General features: G+C 45.8%; 17 protein-coding genes and 1 other annotated feature. Of the genes, 6 read left to right on the top strand and 11 right to left on the bottom strand.

Going from position 1 to position 13,582, the window contains the following annotated elements; genetic code table 11:
- Positions 1 to 8: 8 nt before the first annotated feature.
- Both HU147_RS05885 and trpE read right to left on the bottom strand, forming a co-directional pair.
- Positions 9 to 599: an anthranilate synthase component II gene (locus HU147_RS05885; RefSeq protein ID WP_224075372.1), complete on the bottom strand. Its 591-nt coding sequence runs from the start codon at positions 597 to 599 to the stop codon at positions 9 to 11.
- Positions 596 to 1,936, bottom strand: a complete 1,341-nt coding sequence (gene trpE, locus HU147_RS05880; protein ID WP_224075371.1) for an anthranilate synthase component I — start codon at positions 1,934 to 1,936, stop codon at positions 596 to 598. Before trpE ends, HU147_RS05885 begins: the two co-directional genes overlap by 4 nt.
- Before the next feature lie 354 nt (positions 1,937 to 2,290).
- Positions 2,291 to 2,502: a binding site (T-box leader), on the bottom strand.
- A gap of 220 nt (positions 2,503 to 2,722) precedes the next feature.
- Here trpE and HU147_RS05875 point away from each other — a divergent pair.
- The 3 genes from HU147_RS05875 to HU147_RS05865 are packed head-to-tail and all read left to right on the top strand — an operon-like array spanning position 2,723 to position 5,697.
- A complete protein-coding gene (locus HU147_RS05875) occupies positions 2,723 to 3,988 on the top strand; it encodes an ABC transporter substrate-binding protein (protein ID WP_224075370.1) in 1,266 nt (421 codons plus the stop codon).
- A 4-nt stretch (positions 3,989 to 3,992) separates the two neighbouring features.
- Positions 3,993 to 4,868, top strand: a complete 876-nt coding sequence (locus HU147_RS05870) for a carbohydrate ABC transporter permease (protein WP_224075369.1) — start codon at positions 3,993 to 3,995, stop codon at positions 4,866 to 4,868.
- 19 nt (positions 4,869 to 4,887) lie between these two features.
- Positions 4,888 to 5,697, top strand: coding sequence for a carbohydrate ABC transporter permease (locus HU147_RS05865; RefSeq protein WP_224075368.1), 810 nt, complete (start codon positions 4,888 to 4,890; stop codon positions 5,695 to 5,697).
- A gap of 47 nt (positions 5,698 to 5,744) precedes the next feature.
- On the opposite strand, the gene HU147_RS05860 is transcribed toward HU147_RS05865, so the two are convergent.
- The 3 genes from HU147_RS05860 to HU147_RS05850 all read right to left on the bottom strand — a co-directional run bounded on the left by HU147_RS05860 (position 5,745) and on the right by HU147_RS05850 (position 7,260).
- Entirely contained in the window at positions 5,745 to 6,176 is a 432-nt protein-coding gene (locus HU147_RS05860) for a DUF2269 family protein (RefSeq protein ID WP_224075367.1), read from the bottom strand.
- A 3-nt stretch (positions 6,177 to 6,179) separates the two neighbouring features.
- Positions 6,180 to 6,527 (bottom strand): ASCH domain-containing protein, encoded by a 348-nt coding sequence (locus HU147_RS05855; protein ID WP_115650538.1) that lies wholly within the window; start codon positions 6,525 to 6,527, stop codon positions 6,180 to 6,182.
- Between the two features lie 109 nt (positions 6,528 to 6,636).
- The gene (locus HU147_RS05850) at positions 6,637 to 7,260 is read right to left on the bottom strand and encodes a cell wall hydrolase (RefSeq protein ID WP_224075366.1); all 624 of its coding nucleotides are present in this window, start codon (positions 7,258 to 7,260) and stop codon (positions 6,637 to 6,639) included.
- A gap of 266 nt (positions 7,261 to 7,526) precedes the next feature.
- Between HU147_RS05850 and HU147_RS05845 the strand changes: the two genes are divergently transcribed.
- Positions 7,527 to 7,898 (top strand): PaaI family thioesterase, encoded by a 372-nt coding sequence (locus tag HU147_RS05845; RefSeq protein ID WP_224075365.1) that lies wholly within the window; start codon positions 7,527 to 7,529, stop codon positions 7,896 to 7,898.
- Positions 7,899 to 7,942: 44 nt separating this feature from the next.
- On the opposite strand, the gene HU147_RS05840 is transcribed toward HU147_RS05845, so the two are convergent.
- Positions 7,943 to 8,419, bottom strand: a complete 477-nt coding sequence (locus tag HU147_RS05840; protein WP_224075364.1) for an SRPBCC family protein — start codon at positions 8,417 to 8,419, stop codon at positions 7,943 to 7,945.
- Between the two features lie 15 nt (positions 8,420 to 8,434).
- Positions 8,435 to 8,965, bottom strand: a complete 531-nt coding sequence (locus HU147_RS05835) for a dihydrofolate reductase family protein (protein ID WP_224075363.1) — start codon at positions 8,963 to 8,965, stop codon at positions 8,435 to 8,437.
- Positions 8,966 to 9,121: 156 nt separating this feature from the next.
- Between HU147_RS05835 and HU147_RS05830 the strand changes: the two genes are divergently transcribed.
- Complete coding sequence (locus tag HU147_RS05830; protein ID WP_224075362.1) at positions 9,122 to 9,622, top strand: metallophosphoesterase family protein; 501 nt, start codon at positions 9,122 to 9,124, stop codon at positions 9,620 to 9,622.
- 17 nt (positions 9,623 to 9,639) lie between these two features.
- On the opposite strand, the gene HU147_RS05825 is transcribed toward HU147_RS05830, so the two are convergent.
- Positions 9,640 to 10,512 carry an STAS domain-containing protein gene (locus tag HU147_RS05825; protein WP_224075361.1) on the bottom strand — a complete coding sequence of 291 codons (873 nt, stop codon included), beginning with the start codon at positions 10,510 to 10,512 and terminating at the stop codon, positions 9,640 to 9,642.
- 242 nt (positions 10,513 to 10,754) lie between these two features.
- Here HU147_RS05825 and HU147_RS05820 point away from each other — a divergent pair, with 242 nt between their 5' ends.
- Positions 10,755 to 11,960: a DUF3238 domain-containing protein gene (locus HU147_RS05820; protein ID WP_224075360.1), complete on the top strand. Its 1,206-nt coding sequence runs from the start codon at positions 10,755 to 10,757 to the stop codon at positions 11,958 to 11,960.
- A 166-nt stretch (positions 11,961 to 12,126) separates the two neighbouring features.
- Here HU147_RS05820 and HU147_RS05815 read toward each other — a convergent pair whose 3' ends face one another.
- The 3 genes from HU147_RS05815 to HU147_RS05805 form a co-directional block, all read right to left on the bottom strand.
- Positions 12,127 to 12,528 carry a thiol-disulfide oxidoreductase DCC family protein gene (locus HU147_RS05815; RefSeq protein ID WP_036802752.1) on the bottom strand — a complete coding sequence of 134 codons (402 nt, stop codon included), beginning with the start codon at positions 12,526 to 12,528 and terminating at the stop codon, positions 12,127 to 12,129.
- Between the two features lie 66 nt (positions 12,529 to 12,594).
- On the bottom strand, positions 12,595 to 12,942 hold the full coding sequence (locus HU147_RS05810) for a nuclear transport factor 2 family protein (protein WP_224075359.1): 348 nt from the start codon (positions 12,940 to 12,942) through the stop codon (positions 12,595 to 12,597).
- Positions 12,943 to 13,009: 67 nt separating this feature from the next.
- Positions 13,010 to 13,549 (bottom strand): TraR/DksA C4-type zinc finger protein, encoded by a 540-nt coding sequence (locus tag HU147_RS05805; RefSeq protein WP_224075358.1) that lies wholly within the window; start codon positions 13,547 to 13,549, stop codon positions 13,010 to 13,012.
- Positions 13,550 to 13,582: the final 33 nt, after the last annotated feature.

The raw sequence follows: 13,582 nt of genomic DNA, 5'->3' as shown, positions 1-13,582 counted from the left end.
TTTTGATTTTACCGGACAGCAGTCTCTCGCTTGATTTCAGCAAAGAAATGTTCCAATAACTTAGCGCCATCGGGTGTGCCGATTGATTCGGGATGAAATTGTAAGCCGTATATCGGATAATTCCGGTGTTTGATAGCCATGACAGTGCCATCATCCGTTGCTGCAGCGTGGATATCAAAGCACACTGGCATTGTCTCCTTTTGTATCGCTAGTGAGTGATAGCGCATAACAGGGACAGGGTCCGGCAAACCGGCAAAAATTCCTTGCTGTCCATGCTCCACCAGTGAGACTTTGCCGTGCCGAATGGTTGGCGCTTGAGCGATTTCTCCGTCAAAAGCAGCGCCAATTAATTGATGGCCAAGGCAAATCCCAAGAATCGGCATGCTCTGGTAAACTTGGCGGATCAACCGCAGCGATTCCGGCAAGGCCTCCGGATGCCCCGGACCTGGCGATAAGATGATGGCTTGCGGTTTTTTCGCCAGTATTTCATCAATTGTTAATGCACCGTAGCGAACCACTTCTACGTCTTCTCCCAGTTCTGCTGCTGCCTGATAAATATTATAAGTAAAAGAATCGTAATGATCGATTAAGAGAATCATCCAAACACCTCCGTCAATGAACGGGCTTTGTGCAAAGTTTCTTCAAATTCTGCCTGCGGATCGGAATCATAAACGATTCCTGCACCCGCTTGCACATGGACATGCTGGTCTTTGACGACGAAGGTCCGTATCGCCAAGGCCACATCCAGATTCCCGTTAAATCCGAAATAACCGATGGCTCCGCCGTAGACTCCCCGCCGCTCTTCTTCAAATTGCTGAATCAGCTGCATCGCCCGCACTTTCGGTGCACCGGATACAGTTCCTGCCGGCAGACAAGACACCAGTGCATCAAGCGGATGCATCGCACGGTTCAACTCCCCTGTCACTTCGGATACCAGATGCATGACATGCTGATACCGCTCAATGACCATGTATTTCGGAATCTTTACCGAACCAATGGCGGCTACACGCCCCACATCATTGCGGCTGAGATCGACCAGCATCTGATGTTCTGCCCGTTCTTTTTCATCGTTCGCCAGCTCTTCGGCAAGAAATGCATCTTCTTTTTCCGTGCGCCCCCGTTTTCGCGTTCCTGCAATCGGGTTGGTCACCATATGGCCATTGCGGATCGTCAATAAACTTTCGGGCGATGCGCCGACAATAGCATAATCATCAAAGTCGATGAAAAACTGATAGGGCGACGGATTTTCTTTTCGCAGTCTGCGGTACAGCTGAAAGGCGTCTCCTTGATAAGCAGCCGACAAGCGCTGCGACAACACCAATTGAAACACATCTCCATTCCGGATATGCGCTTTCGCCTGGTCGACCTGAGCCCGGAACTTCGCTGCATCGGTTTTGGAAGTGAACTTCAGCGGATGCTGCTTTTCCTGTACGGCATCCGGCTCCGGCATAGTGAGCTGCGCTTCCACTTCATCCAGTTTGTCTTCAAATGAAATGATGGTAATATCATTTTTCACATGATCAAATACAACAAGTGTCTCGTACAAATGCAAATGAAGGTCCGGCATCTCCAAGCTATCCGCTCGTGCCGCTTCCACCGGTTCGTAAGCTCCGATTGCATCATAGCCAATATAGCCGAGAGCCCCGCCGGTAAACGGCAATTCCTCCACTTTCGCCTCATGAACCGGCAAGCGGGCTTTTAAAAGCTCCAACGGCTTTCCACTATAACTTTCTTCAAGACCGGTTCGGAAATCTATCTCTTTCAATGCATTTCCCTTTCCAATATAGGATTTCGAAGGATCCGCTCCGATAAATGAATAGCGGCCTGTCACCCCCGTTTTCAACGAGCTTTCCAATAAACACTTCCGTTTGCCCTGCAGCCGGTTGAACACTACAATCGGCGTCAATGAATCTCCATCAATTTTTCTCAACTTCATCTCTGCTCATCTCCCTCGATTTTTAGAAAAGCGAAAGCGGCCGTTCAGGTTCGACAGGCATAAGACGGACCAGCGAAGTGGCGCTTTTTGCCACATAGCTGGGTGGGCTTATGACCCGAGAACCTGGCCGCTGCAGCTAGACATTTAGAAAAGCGGAAGCGCCTGTGCAGCCCCGACAGGCTTAAGGCAGAACACGCCGGAAATCCTGGTTTCCAGAGTGGGCTGACTTAAGACCCCGAGGGGCTAGGCGCTGCAGCTAGACACTTAGAAAAGCGAAAGCGGCCACATTACCGCTTCAGTCACACACCTGCAACCAATAAAAAAAGCCCTCTGCAAGGAACAGGAATCTCCCTTGCAGAGGACGGTTTGACCGCGGTGCCACCTCATGTTAAAGCTGAAAAAGCTTTCACTTTGTCCCCAGTAACGCGGGGAAAACGGATTCCTTTACTGTAATTCAAGGAATCTCTCATAAGTCCATTCACGCACATTCCCCGCCGATTTCCACCTGCCACCGGCTCTCTTTGAGAGGAATTCTGTGCACTACTCTTCTTATTCAACGATTTGCTCTGCTATTCTCAGCTCAACTGTACTTCCGGCGATGCCGCTCCCGGCACCTTCTGCCATAATCCGTACAAAAAGGTTGCACCTATCTTATTGGAATTTTTGCCCTTTGTCAATAAAAAAGCGGCTGATATTCGATAATTCAGTATTGTTTGTACATAGTTGTATTTTTACGGTATAACTATTAGTAAGCAGTTATTACTTATAAAAGGGGAGGATACAGAAATGACGAAAAATTTTAAGTTTCTAATGGCTGGATTTCTCATGCTGATTTTGATTCTTTCAGGTTGCGCCGGAGAAAGCAACAGCAGCAATGACAGCGGCGGCGAAAGCGGCGACAAGACACAAATCAGCTTTATGCATTGGCGCGGTGAAGACAAAGCCGTATTCGATGAAATTATTGCTGAATTTGAAAAAGAAAATCCGGATATTGCTGTCGAAATGAACATCTATCCTTCCGACCAATACCTCGGAACTGCACAACGCATGCTGCAGGAAGGTTCCACGGGCGATGTTTTTGCTTCATTCCCCGGAGCACAATTCCAGTCGCTTCAAGAAGCTGGCATTTTTGAAGATTTAAGCAGCGAAGAATTTGTTTCTAATTTTGATGAAAACTTAATTAGTGTCGGACAAGTTGACGGCAAGCAATATGCTCTTCCGTATCAGTTGGTATTCAATATGCCGATTTACAACAAAGGCATGTTCGAAGAACTCGGGTTGGAAGTGCCAAAAAGCTGGTCTGAATTCCAGGCATTATGTGATACGCTTCTTGAAAACGGCATCACCCCTATCGCCTTCCCTGGCGCCGATATCGGCCCTAACCAATTTATGAACAGCATGGTCATGAACAACGCACCAGATGAAGAGATTTTCGCCAAACTTTTAAGTGGTGAAGAAAAGCTGACAAACGAGTGGTGGGTAAAAACCCTCGAAGATTTCCAATTGCTTGAGCAAAAAGGGTATATCCAGGAAAACGCTTTAGGTACAAACCAGGATGCCGCAATGTCTATGGTAGCCAACGAAGAAGCTGCCATGCTTGCAACCGGCTCCTACCACATGGCTTCTCTGCTGGGATTGAATCCTGATCTTCAATTGGACTTGCTTGCGCCGATTACGGTTGAAGAAAGCGAAGCAGTCTATGAAGGCATCAACACAGCGACTTTCATGCTTGCTGTAAACAGCAATTCTGAGAAAAAAGATCAAGCTAAGAAATTCATCGATTATTTGAGCCAGCCGGAAGTAGCTTCTAAATATGCAAATGAAACCGGCCAGCATTTGACGATTACAGACGTGAACTATGAATCCGAAGCTTTGAAAAATACAGCTTATTGGATTGATGAAAGAAAAACCCGATTTCAGCCGCGTTATTTAATCACCAATGCACAAGTTGAAGATGCTGTACTCAGCTCGATTGAAAACGTACTTGGCGGAGAAGATCCGATGGCAGCTGCAGAAGCTGCACAGAAAATCGTAGACGAAAACAGGGAATGATGTCATGAAAACCTCAAAAACCATTTTTCTATTCTTTGTGCCGGGCCTAGTCCTGTACAGTATTTTCTTTCTATATCCAACTGTAAGTGCCTTGTTCTATTCCTTCACCGATTGGGATGGCTTTAGCGATGCTTTCGCCTTTATTGGATTCGATAATTTCGAACGGGCGTTTACAGGTGATTCGATTTTCAGGAAAACGATCGGCAATAACTTGAAATTCATGCTGGTCGTCGTCGTTTTCCAAACGCTTGTTGCACTTGCCTTCGCCATGATTCTGATTAAGAATACAAAGACTACGGTTTTCCTGCGGGCTCTGTATTTCTTCCCGACGATTCTGTCGTCCGTTTCAGTGGCATTTATCTGGGCATTCGTCTACGATCCGTCGCTGGGCATCCTGAATCAAATACTTGAAGGAATCGGCCTTGGCTTTTTAGCGCAGAACTGGCTGGGGAACTCCAATATTGCGATTTATTCATTGGCCATTACCCAAGTGTGGTTCCACGCAGGCCAAATGCTGATTGTATTTGTCGCCGGTCTGCAAGCCATTCCGCAGGAAATGTATGAAGTAGCCAAAATTGAAGGAGCATCCAAGTGGCAGACGTTCCGTTCCGTGACGTGGCCGTTGCTTGCCCCTTCCGCTACGATTGTTGTCGCTTATACTACTATTCAATCGTTTAAAGCGTTCGATTTGGTGTTTGCGATGACAGGCGGCGGTCCGAACAATTCGACCGAAATCATCGCTACGTACATTTACGACATCGCTTTTAGAAATTATCAATTCGGTTATGCAAGTGCCATTTCCGTTATTTTCATGATCATCATAGCGATTATCACGTTCCTGCAATTCAAAGCATTGCGCTCGGATCGGGTTTCCTATTAATTGAAAGGAGGAAAACAGCTTGCTTTTCCGAAGATTTTCTCTGCTCGTTTATGCGTTGCTTATCTTAATCCCGTTGCTGGTTGTTGTTTTGACCTCGATGAAAACTTTGAGAGAAACGTTTTCGAATCCACTCGGGCTTCCTGCAGACGGCATAAACATTGATAATTACGTAGCCATTTTCCAGGAACAGACGATGGCCGGCTATTTCATGAACAGTGTCATCGTTACGCTGTTTTCCGTAACCTTCACGCTGCTGTTCGCTGCCATGATCGCTTTTGGCATTACCCGCCTCAGCAGCTGGCTTGGGAACATTTTGTTTACATTGTTTACGCTTGGCATGATGGTACCGGCGCAAGTTATCATGGTGCCGCTTTATTCGCTGATGCTTGACTTGAATCTTACCAATAGTTTAGTAGGTTTGATTCTGGTGAATGTTTCAACAACCTTGCCGATTGCCGTATTCATTTTGACTGGTTTTATGAAAACTTTGCCGAAAGAATTATTTGAGGCTTCGACGATTGATGGCGCCGGAAATTGGCAGATGTTCACAAAAGTCGCGATTCCTTTGTCCTTGCCGTCCTTATCGGCAACCGCCATTTTCCTGTTCGTGATGCATTGGAACGACTTGCTTTATCCGTTGCTGTTCATCACAGACAATGCCTACAAGACCTTGCCGCTCGCTTTGCTTGAATTCCAAGGGCAATATTCCACAAACTATCCGATGCTCTTCACGGGTGTCATTATCGCTTCTGCCCCGATGGTGGTCGCCTACGTTTTCCTGCAGCGCTTCTTCGTTGCCGGCATGACAGCAGGCGCCGTCAAAGGCTAATCTATTCAAAAAGGCTGTCGAGAACTTCTCGACAGCCTTTTATCTTTTTACCATAACTCCGGCTTTGCCACCATCAGCCACAACATCGCCAATAAAATTAGAATATAAATCCATAAGGAGCGCTGCAGTTTTCGGATGAGCGTTTGGCGGTCAGCACTCGGTTCTTCGAACTTTCTCAAAACCGGTTTGAATGCACGGGCCAAAAAGACAATGGATCCAAACATGATGACAAGCGTCATCACAATCCACGGCGTTGTCCATTGCCAGTAACTTTGCCAAATCAGCAGCACGCCTGTCGTTACCAGCACATGGCCAGCATGTTTGACGAGGCGGACCGCTGAGCGGAACGTGGCGATATGGGCATGCAGCACGTCTTCAGAGGCAGCATTCATCCGTTCGATCAACGGGACGAGCACAAAGAACGGACCGATGGATGAAACGGCACTGAGGACATGTAGAAACAGAATCACTGTATACATCGTTTAGTTCACAACCGGTGCAAACTCATGGACCCAAACGGACATTTGTGGAAGCCACGGCATGCCTGGATGAAATTTCAGGATGGATTGTTTGTATTCCTCCACACTGCCGTATCCTTCCTGGCGTGCATGTTCGTCCGTCAATTCACCCAGCGTTTGTGCATAGACGCGCTCTACCACAAACTCGCTTCCTTCCAGCACCATCACTTCTCCGATATCCGCATAGCGGCCATTCCGCCGAGTGGCCGTTTTGCTACCATCGAGCACTTTTGCTACATCTTTTTTATTCGTCACCAATTTCTCGATGCTGCATGTTTTTGGTGGCAATTCATTGTTCGGTAATTCAGCCATTTCTATTCCGCCTTTCTTTTGCTTCCCCTTCATTATAAACGAAGCAGCAGTTCTATATGTCTTTCACGATGAATATAAAAAGCCCTGGAGAAGACTCCAAGGCTTTCGTTTACTTCGCGAAATAATGCTTGCCGATTTTTGTAATGACGGTCCGTGAGAAAATCCATTTATCCGTAACGCCAGCCGGATTGTAATAATACGTGGCGCCGGCACTTGGATCCCATCCTTGGTAAGCGTCACGCACTGCCTGGTAAGCGGAAGCATCAGGCGTCAACCAGTACTGCCCGTCATTGACCGCGGTAAATGCATTGCGTTGGAAAATGACATTGTATGTACTGTTGGGGAAATGTCCCGAATCGATACGGTTCAAAATTACAGCGGCTACCGCCACTTTCCCTTTGTAAACCTCGCCTCTTGCTTCTCCATGCACTACGTGTGCCATCATATCTACTTGCTCCATTTTATTTCGAGTCAAAGTTCCCGTGTAACCTGTTGCCGGGACGCCGAAATCACGCTGGAACTGGCTTACTGCTGTTTCTGTAATCGAACCATAATAACCTGTTGGGGTGACATGGAAGTAACCGAGTTTTTTCAGTTTGGTCTGCAGTTCAGTTACTGCTTGTCCTTTGGATCCTGAGTGAAGATCTGGAGCATGCGCTTCTGCTTCTGCCTGTGAAAAGCTCAGGAACAGAACTACAAACAAACCGAATGCTAAAGTTTTAAGACTTTTCATGCTTTCTCTCCTTCCTTTATCCGGAATTGCCAAAAACAATTCCTTTCCTCAGTATATAGGGCGAAGTTTGAAAATTAAACCCTTCATACCTACTTAATTTCCAATTAATAAAAGTACTAAAGTCTTGCATAATAATTATTTGGAATAAAATTACATAATAAGTGTTATATCTTTGCGGGATTTTGCCCAAAAGAACCCAGGAAAAAGGGTTCAAGTGGTAAATTGGCGAATACAATAAAAACCATGTTATTTGGGGAGGAATTGCGATGTTCATCCGACAGCCTTTCGATGAATTTTTAGATATGTCCTACGAACGTATAAGTGAAAACAGCGTGAAAGTAACGTTGCCCATCCAGCCGCTATTTGTCAACAGTGTAGGCGTGATTCATGGCGGCATTATTGCTACACTCGCTGATGTGGCGCTCTGTAATACAGTAATGCCCGATGCAGAAGGCAAGCAAAAAGTGGTGACCGTCGATTTAAATGTCACTTTTCTTAAAGGAGCAAAATCCGAGTTTTTAACTGCCCGCGCTTTTGCTGTAAAAGAAGGGCGCAATATTACGCATGCAGACTGCATCATCCACGACGACCAGGATCATGTGATCGCCAAAGCCAGAGCCATTCTTTTTAACCAGTAAGGGCGTAAAAATAGAAAAAGGACCAATAATGGTCCTTAAAAAGATTATGGATTGGCATGGGCATCCGGCGCTTTATCTGCAATCAAATTTAGAGAGATGCCATGCTCCAAATAGGCTTTCAAGCCGCATAGCACGATTGTAAATCCTTCCATGGAATCGAGGGCTTGTGCCACCATTTCATCGCCCTCGCCTTGAAACCCCGTATTGGTGATTGACACAAAAGTTTCTTGGTCGTTTCTCGGAGTAAACGTCCATTCTACTATTGAATAGCCGTAAGGCTCTTCCCATTCAATCACAATGCGCTTGTTTTCTTCCAGCTGTTTTACATAGACGTTTGTGGAGACTCCGTACATTTCCCAATCCCATTGAATGTGCTTGCCAAGTTCCAGCTTTCCGCTGCTCTTGGTGAACCAGAATTTCGTTGTTTTTTCGGGATCGATAAATGCCGCGAATACTTCATCAACCGGTTTTCTTATATTCATTTCCGCTTTGACGACCGGATCATGGTTTAACATCGCCATGTTCAATTCTTCCTTTCATTTGCGGATTAAGTGCAGCTGCGCAAACTGGCCGGATTGCCGGACATTTTTCAAAGTGAATTCCATTTCGAAATCCAATTCCTGAAAAAGAGGAATGCCTTGTCCAATCAAAGTAGGGGCAACCGAAATGATAAATTCATCGATCAGCTTTTCCTTTAGAAAATCGTGGAGAAGAGCACTTCCCCCAACTACCCAAATGTCTTTTCCTGGAAGCCCTCTTTCTCTTTCGACAAAAGACTTAACATTTTCATTAATAAAGATGATGTGCCCTTCTTGGCCGCTTTTTGAATTTGAAAACACATAGCATTTTTTATCCGGATACGGGGGTTTCCCTTTTTCCATTTCCATGACCCAATCGTATGTGCGCCGTCCCATAACTACAGTGTCGATGGTTTCCATGTATTCGGCGTAGCCGGCATCTCCTTCCATCTCCACTTTAAAGAGCCAGTCGAGCGAATCGTCTTTTGTGGCGATATAGCCGTCCAGACTGGCGGCAATATAACAAGAGATCTTGCGTTCCTGAACCATGTTCTCCCTCCTCTTCTTCTCAGATTTTTGCTTTCATTTATTATCCCCGCTTTTCGGTTGAATAACCATTCCGGCTATAAAGCAAATTTAGTGGAGCGGGACGGCATCCCGAAACTTTGTTAAAGTGGAAGAAAGTTGATGAATGGAGGCGTGCATATGCAAAAAATTGTGATTGTGTCGGACACCCATATTCCAGTGCGGGCGAAAAAGCTCCCCCAGCGTTTGGTTGAGGAATGCCAATCCGCGGATTTCATCATTCATGCCGGCGATTGGCAGACGCTTGATGTATATTACGAATTGTCGGCTTATACAGAAACTGATGGCGTGACCGGAAACGTCGACCCTTGGGGAATAGCGGACCGTTTTGGAAAGAAAAAGATTTTTGCCTTCGGAGATTTGAAAATTGGCGTCATCCACGGCGACGGCAGCCGAAAAACCACTGAACAGCGCGCCTATGAAGCTTTTGCCGAAGACGAAGTCGATATCATTGTTTTTGGCCATTCCCATATCCCGGTGAAGCGGAAAATGGACGGCATTACACTTTTCAATCCCGGTTCCCCTACAGATAAGCGAAAACAGCCTCAATATTCATTTGGTTTGTTGGAGATTGGCGATTCGTGGGAGCTTAAGCATGTATTTTTTGATAAAGAAAGCTAAAAATCGAGCCGGATTTCTCATCGGCTCGATTTTTCCTGGCATTCTTTTATTAGCACAAATCCAAGTTCTTTTAACGCCATTTCAAGATTTGCTTGAATCATGACGCCTTGTAAGGCTTTTGCAAAATGTGGAACTTTTAAAGCCATAAAAGGCTGAATTCCAGTGACCACCGGTGTGACCCCAACCATTTTCAGGATACTGACAAGCTTTAATAAGTATTCGCCTACTACCGAATTGATTTGAGAAACACCGGATACGTCGACGATCAAATAATCCAGTTCGGCATCTCCGCACTTTTCCAGCACATGATTGATAATGGTCTGTGCCCGCCCTGCTGTCACTTCACCGATGACGGGAAGAATGGCAACTCCACGGGTGACCGGTACAAGTGGAGAGGAGAGGGATTCAATTTGCTCATTTGCTTTGGCAAGTTCCAGCACATACGTCAGCAGCGACGACATCGTCGCCAATGCTTGACTATGTTCTTCTGTAAAGTCAAAAGGCACTTGGTCAATGCCGCAAATCGTGCCGTACACTTCTCCGGATTCGTAAAGAATCGGGATGCCAATAAACGAACCGTTGCCAAAGCGGGAGGCGATTTCCAATTGATTCGATTGATCTTCGCGGGAAATATCTTCGATAATCAAGGGCTCTTTTCCGTGGTTGATGCTCAAACTGCAAAAAGTTTGGCTCAAAGGAGACGCGTTTCCCGCAGTCACTAATTCCTCTTTAACATTCAACGCTTTGACAATTTCATTTGTCTGTCCATCATTTTTGGCAATGAATAAGGTGTTGATCTTTAATTGTTTGCTTAGCATTTGAAGAATGTGTTCAGCAGCGTCATCAAAATTCTTAAAGCTTCCTGCTTTTTTTGTTTCCTTTAAAGCCATTCCCACAACCTCCCCATCTCAATTCCTCTTTCTGTTTCGTCGCTTATCATCTTTCTTTAACATACTATTTGTCGCGGGGCTTTGCAAATCTACCCTCTTGCAAGCATTTCGTTAATCATACAATTTTATTCATAAATTTATCATGTTATTTATGTAACAAAGTGGCGGAATAGACAACCGGGGTTCAGGAATTTCCAGAACAGGGTATAGCTTTACTATAACCCTTGTAAGGAGATGGTCGAATGGTTGCGAAGCATCTGGAAATTGATTTACTGCAGCAGACAGATACGATGATTTACTTTGAATGGTCACATACGGGAGATGAGTGTTTGGTAAAAAGAGATGCCGATACCGTCTATACCGGGACCAAAAACAGTTTTAGGGATGAAAATCTGCAAATCGGTGAATTGTACATCTATACAATTGAACGCCTCGGCACTGACGGCCAAGTGAAAGAACGGATCAAAATGCAAACCAGCACAGAAGATCATACAAAAGACACCGTCAATTATTTGCAGCAAATCGCCTTCACGACAATCGTCTTGGAATCAAAAATTATCTTGGCATGGGGAGACATCGACGGAATCGAAGAATATGAAATTTACCGGGACGGCGAACCGTTGGAAACGACCCGAAAAACTCAGTTTACCGATTCTGATGTCGAAATGGACCGGGAATACTCTTACTGGATTCGTGCGGAACGTCCTTTGGAACAATCCGAAACCGGCTTCAGCGAAGAAAAATCCATAGCTGCCCGTTTTTTCGGCTTGCTTAACATCAAATCGTCGCAGCAAGAAGCAGCGATGGAAAAATTTTGGATGATGAAAAAAATTGCGCCCTTGAAACAATTACTAGCGGACTCGCCTCAGGTCAATGTAGCGGAATTTAATCAGGTCTGGGATTTCCGCTACACCACTTTCCTGCCGGACGAATATTTAACCAATCCAAATTTGCTGTCGCCCAACCGCTATTTTGCAGGAGACAACCGGACATTTGATCCTGAATCGTCTCATTACCGCACGCAGGTCACCTTTTCGCTGCAATTAGGAAAAGAAGATGCCAAGCTGGAATTGCATAAAGATGTGGGTCCGAGCATTGCGTATGATTGGCGGAAAAAATTCCGGAAAGCGGATGTCGCTTCTTCTGAAGGAATCCAATTGGAAAAAGTAAAAGAAGACGAACGAAACGTGGTGGTTAACTTGACGCATAGCGTCGGTAATCCGTTAACCACGTCACCGAATATTGACTATGATGTATCGGCAACCTTTTATCGGGATGGGCATTATGATATCACCGGCCTTCACGATCAGGCACCCAACCATGAAGTTTACTTGAAAAACGATCAAATGGATGACTGGCTCCAAATCCATGAAGCGGAAAGCAAAGGCCTGGCCTGGATGTCGCGAAGCATCGCCAGCCAGTACTGGAGAATATCGAACTTTGAGTAAGAAAAGCGGAAGCGCCTCCGTGATGGCGTTCTTTTGCCCTCATCGGCAAGGCAGACCGCGACCTCGAGGGGCTGGGAGCCGGAGTTAGACAAGGAAAAGCGCAAGCGCTCATTTAACCCCGACCGACCCAAATAAAAATCCTGGTGCGCTTCAGCGCATCAGGATTTTATTGTTTATCCAGAAAACGTTTCCGGATATGTGGAGGCGGCAACATACAACTGTTAAGTTTACCGAATACCTTATAGCGGTTTTTTGCTACAACATCATAAGCTCCGTCGCGCAGTGGGCGCGGGAATGATTTTAAATAAAAAGCCAGTTTCCATAACCCTGTCAGGTGGCGGGAAATCATCAATGCCCCTTCTGATTTAACGTACGCTTTGCCGTCCTGTATCAAGACCAGGCTGTCCACGTCTTCCGGCACTTCATGTTTCTTTCTCAGTTCACGGCCAATGTCACTTTGCAGAGAAGCAAATTGATAATAGCCGGCGGGGTCGTGGTTTATGATGAACTGCACACTGGAGTCGCAGAAATTACAATCCCCATCAAACAATACTACTGCATGATCCATCTTTATCCCTCCTTCACGTTAAAACACCTAGTTATGTAATAACCTCTTTTCGCTTCCCTCAAACACCTAATCCGAACGCGTCCCTTGATGAAAAAACAGTTTCCATCCGGCTTCCCGCTTTTTCCACACGGAACTGCGGAGGGAAGATATTCCAGTGGTTTTGTTGAAAATCTGGTATGTAGTGAGCACCGCTTCAGGTCCCAGCTCCTCCATCCTGAAGCTTGAAATCTCCATGCGGTCAGGGGATAAAGAATGATCTGTATCGTAATCCGACCGCTTCCATACTTTCCCCGAGCTTCCAAACTCAAAAAAGCCATCATCCAGTATTTCTCCCAGCTTCTCTTTTGAAATTCGTACGTCAGGTTGAATGTGGCTGCATTCCAGTTCGAAAATCTTTTTTTCCAGCTCTTTCATATCTCATTCTCCTCCAATTGCATTTGAACCAAAGAAAACCCCATGCTCATCAGGCACAGGGTCATGCTCATTCTCCGTCTCTTTCTTCGTAGAAATCTTTCATATCTTTATCTTCTCCAGGCTGGTCTTGCGGGCTGTCCGAAGATCCAAAGTCTTCAACATCCTGGAAAGTATCGGTGTAATCGCGAATCCGGCTGTCTTCTTTTTCCACCGGCTGCCCTGTAGAACTTTGCAATACATCTTCTTCCGGCGGACGCGACGTCATATCAATGTCCTGCTGAGCATGATCAATGCACGTCAAAGCCGTCGGGAGTGCTTCTAAGCGTTCAAACGGGATTTCCGTGCCGCATACTGCACATTTGCCGTACGTGCCGTTTTCTATTGCTTCTAGCGCGGCATTCGTATCATTGAGTTCATCTTCTTTGAACTGGTTCAATGCCATTCCGCGTTCCTGGTCAAACAAATCGGTGGCATTATCGGCTGGATGGTTATCGTAATTGGACAGTTCAGTTGTATCGAATTCTTCGGCATGTTCAACCCGGTCTTCAATCGAATTTTTCTGTTCCATTAATTGGTCTTTTAATTGCTTTAATTGTTCATCAGTCATTGGGTTTCCTCCTCAAAACTTGCTTGTTCTGTA

Source organism: Planococcus chinensis, from assembly GCF_020071995.1.
In the GTDB taxonomy this organism is placed as follows: domain Bacteria; phylum Bacillota; class Bacilli; order Bacillales_A; family Planococcaceae; genus Planococcus; species Planococcus chinensis_A.
The sequence above is the reverse complement of the archived record's forward strand: the minus strand, read 5'-3'. Positions and strand labels throughout refer to the sequence as shown.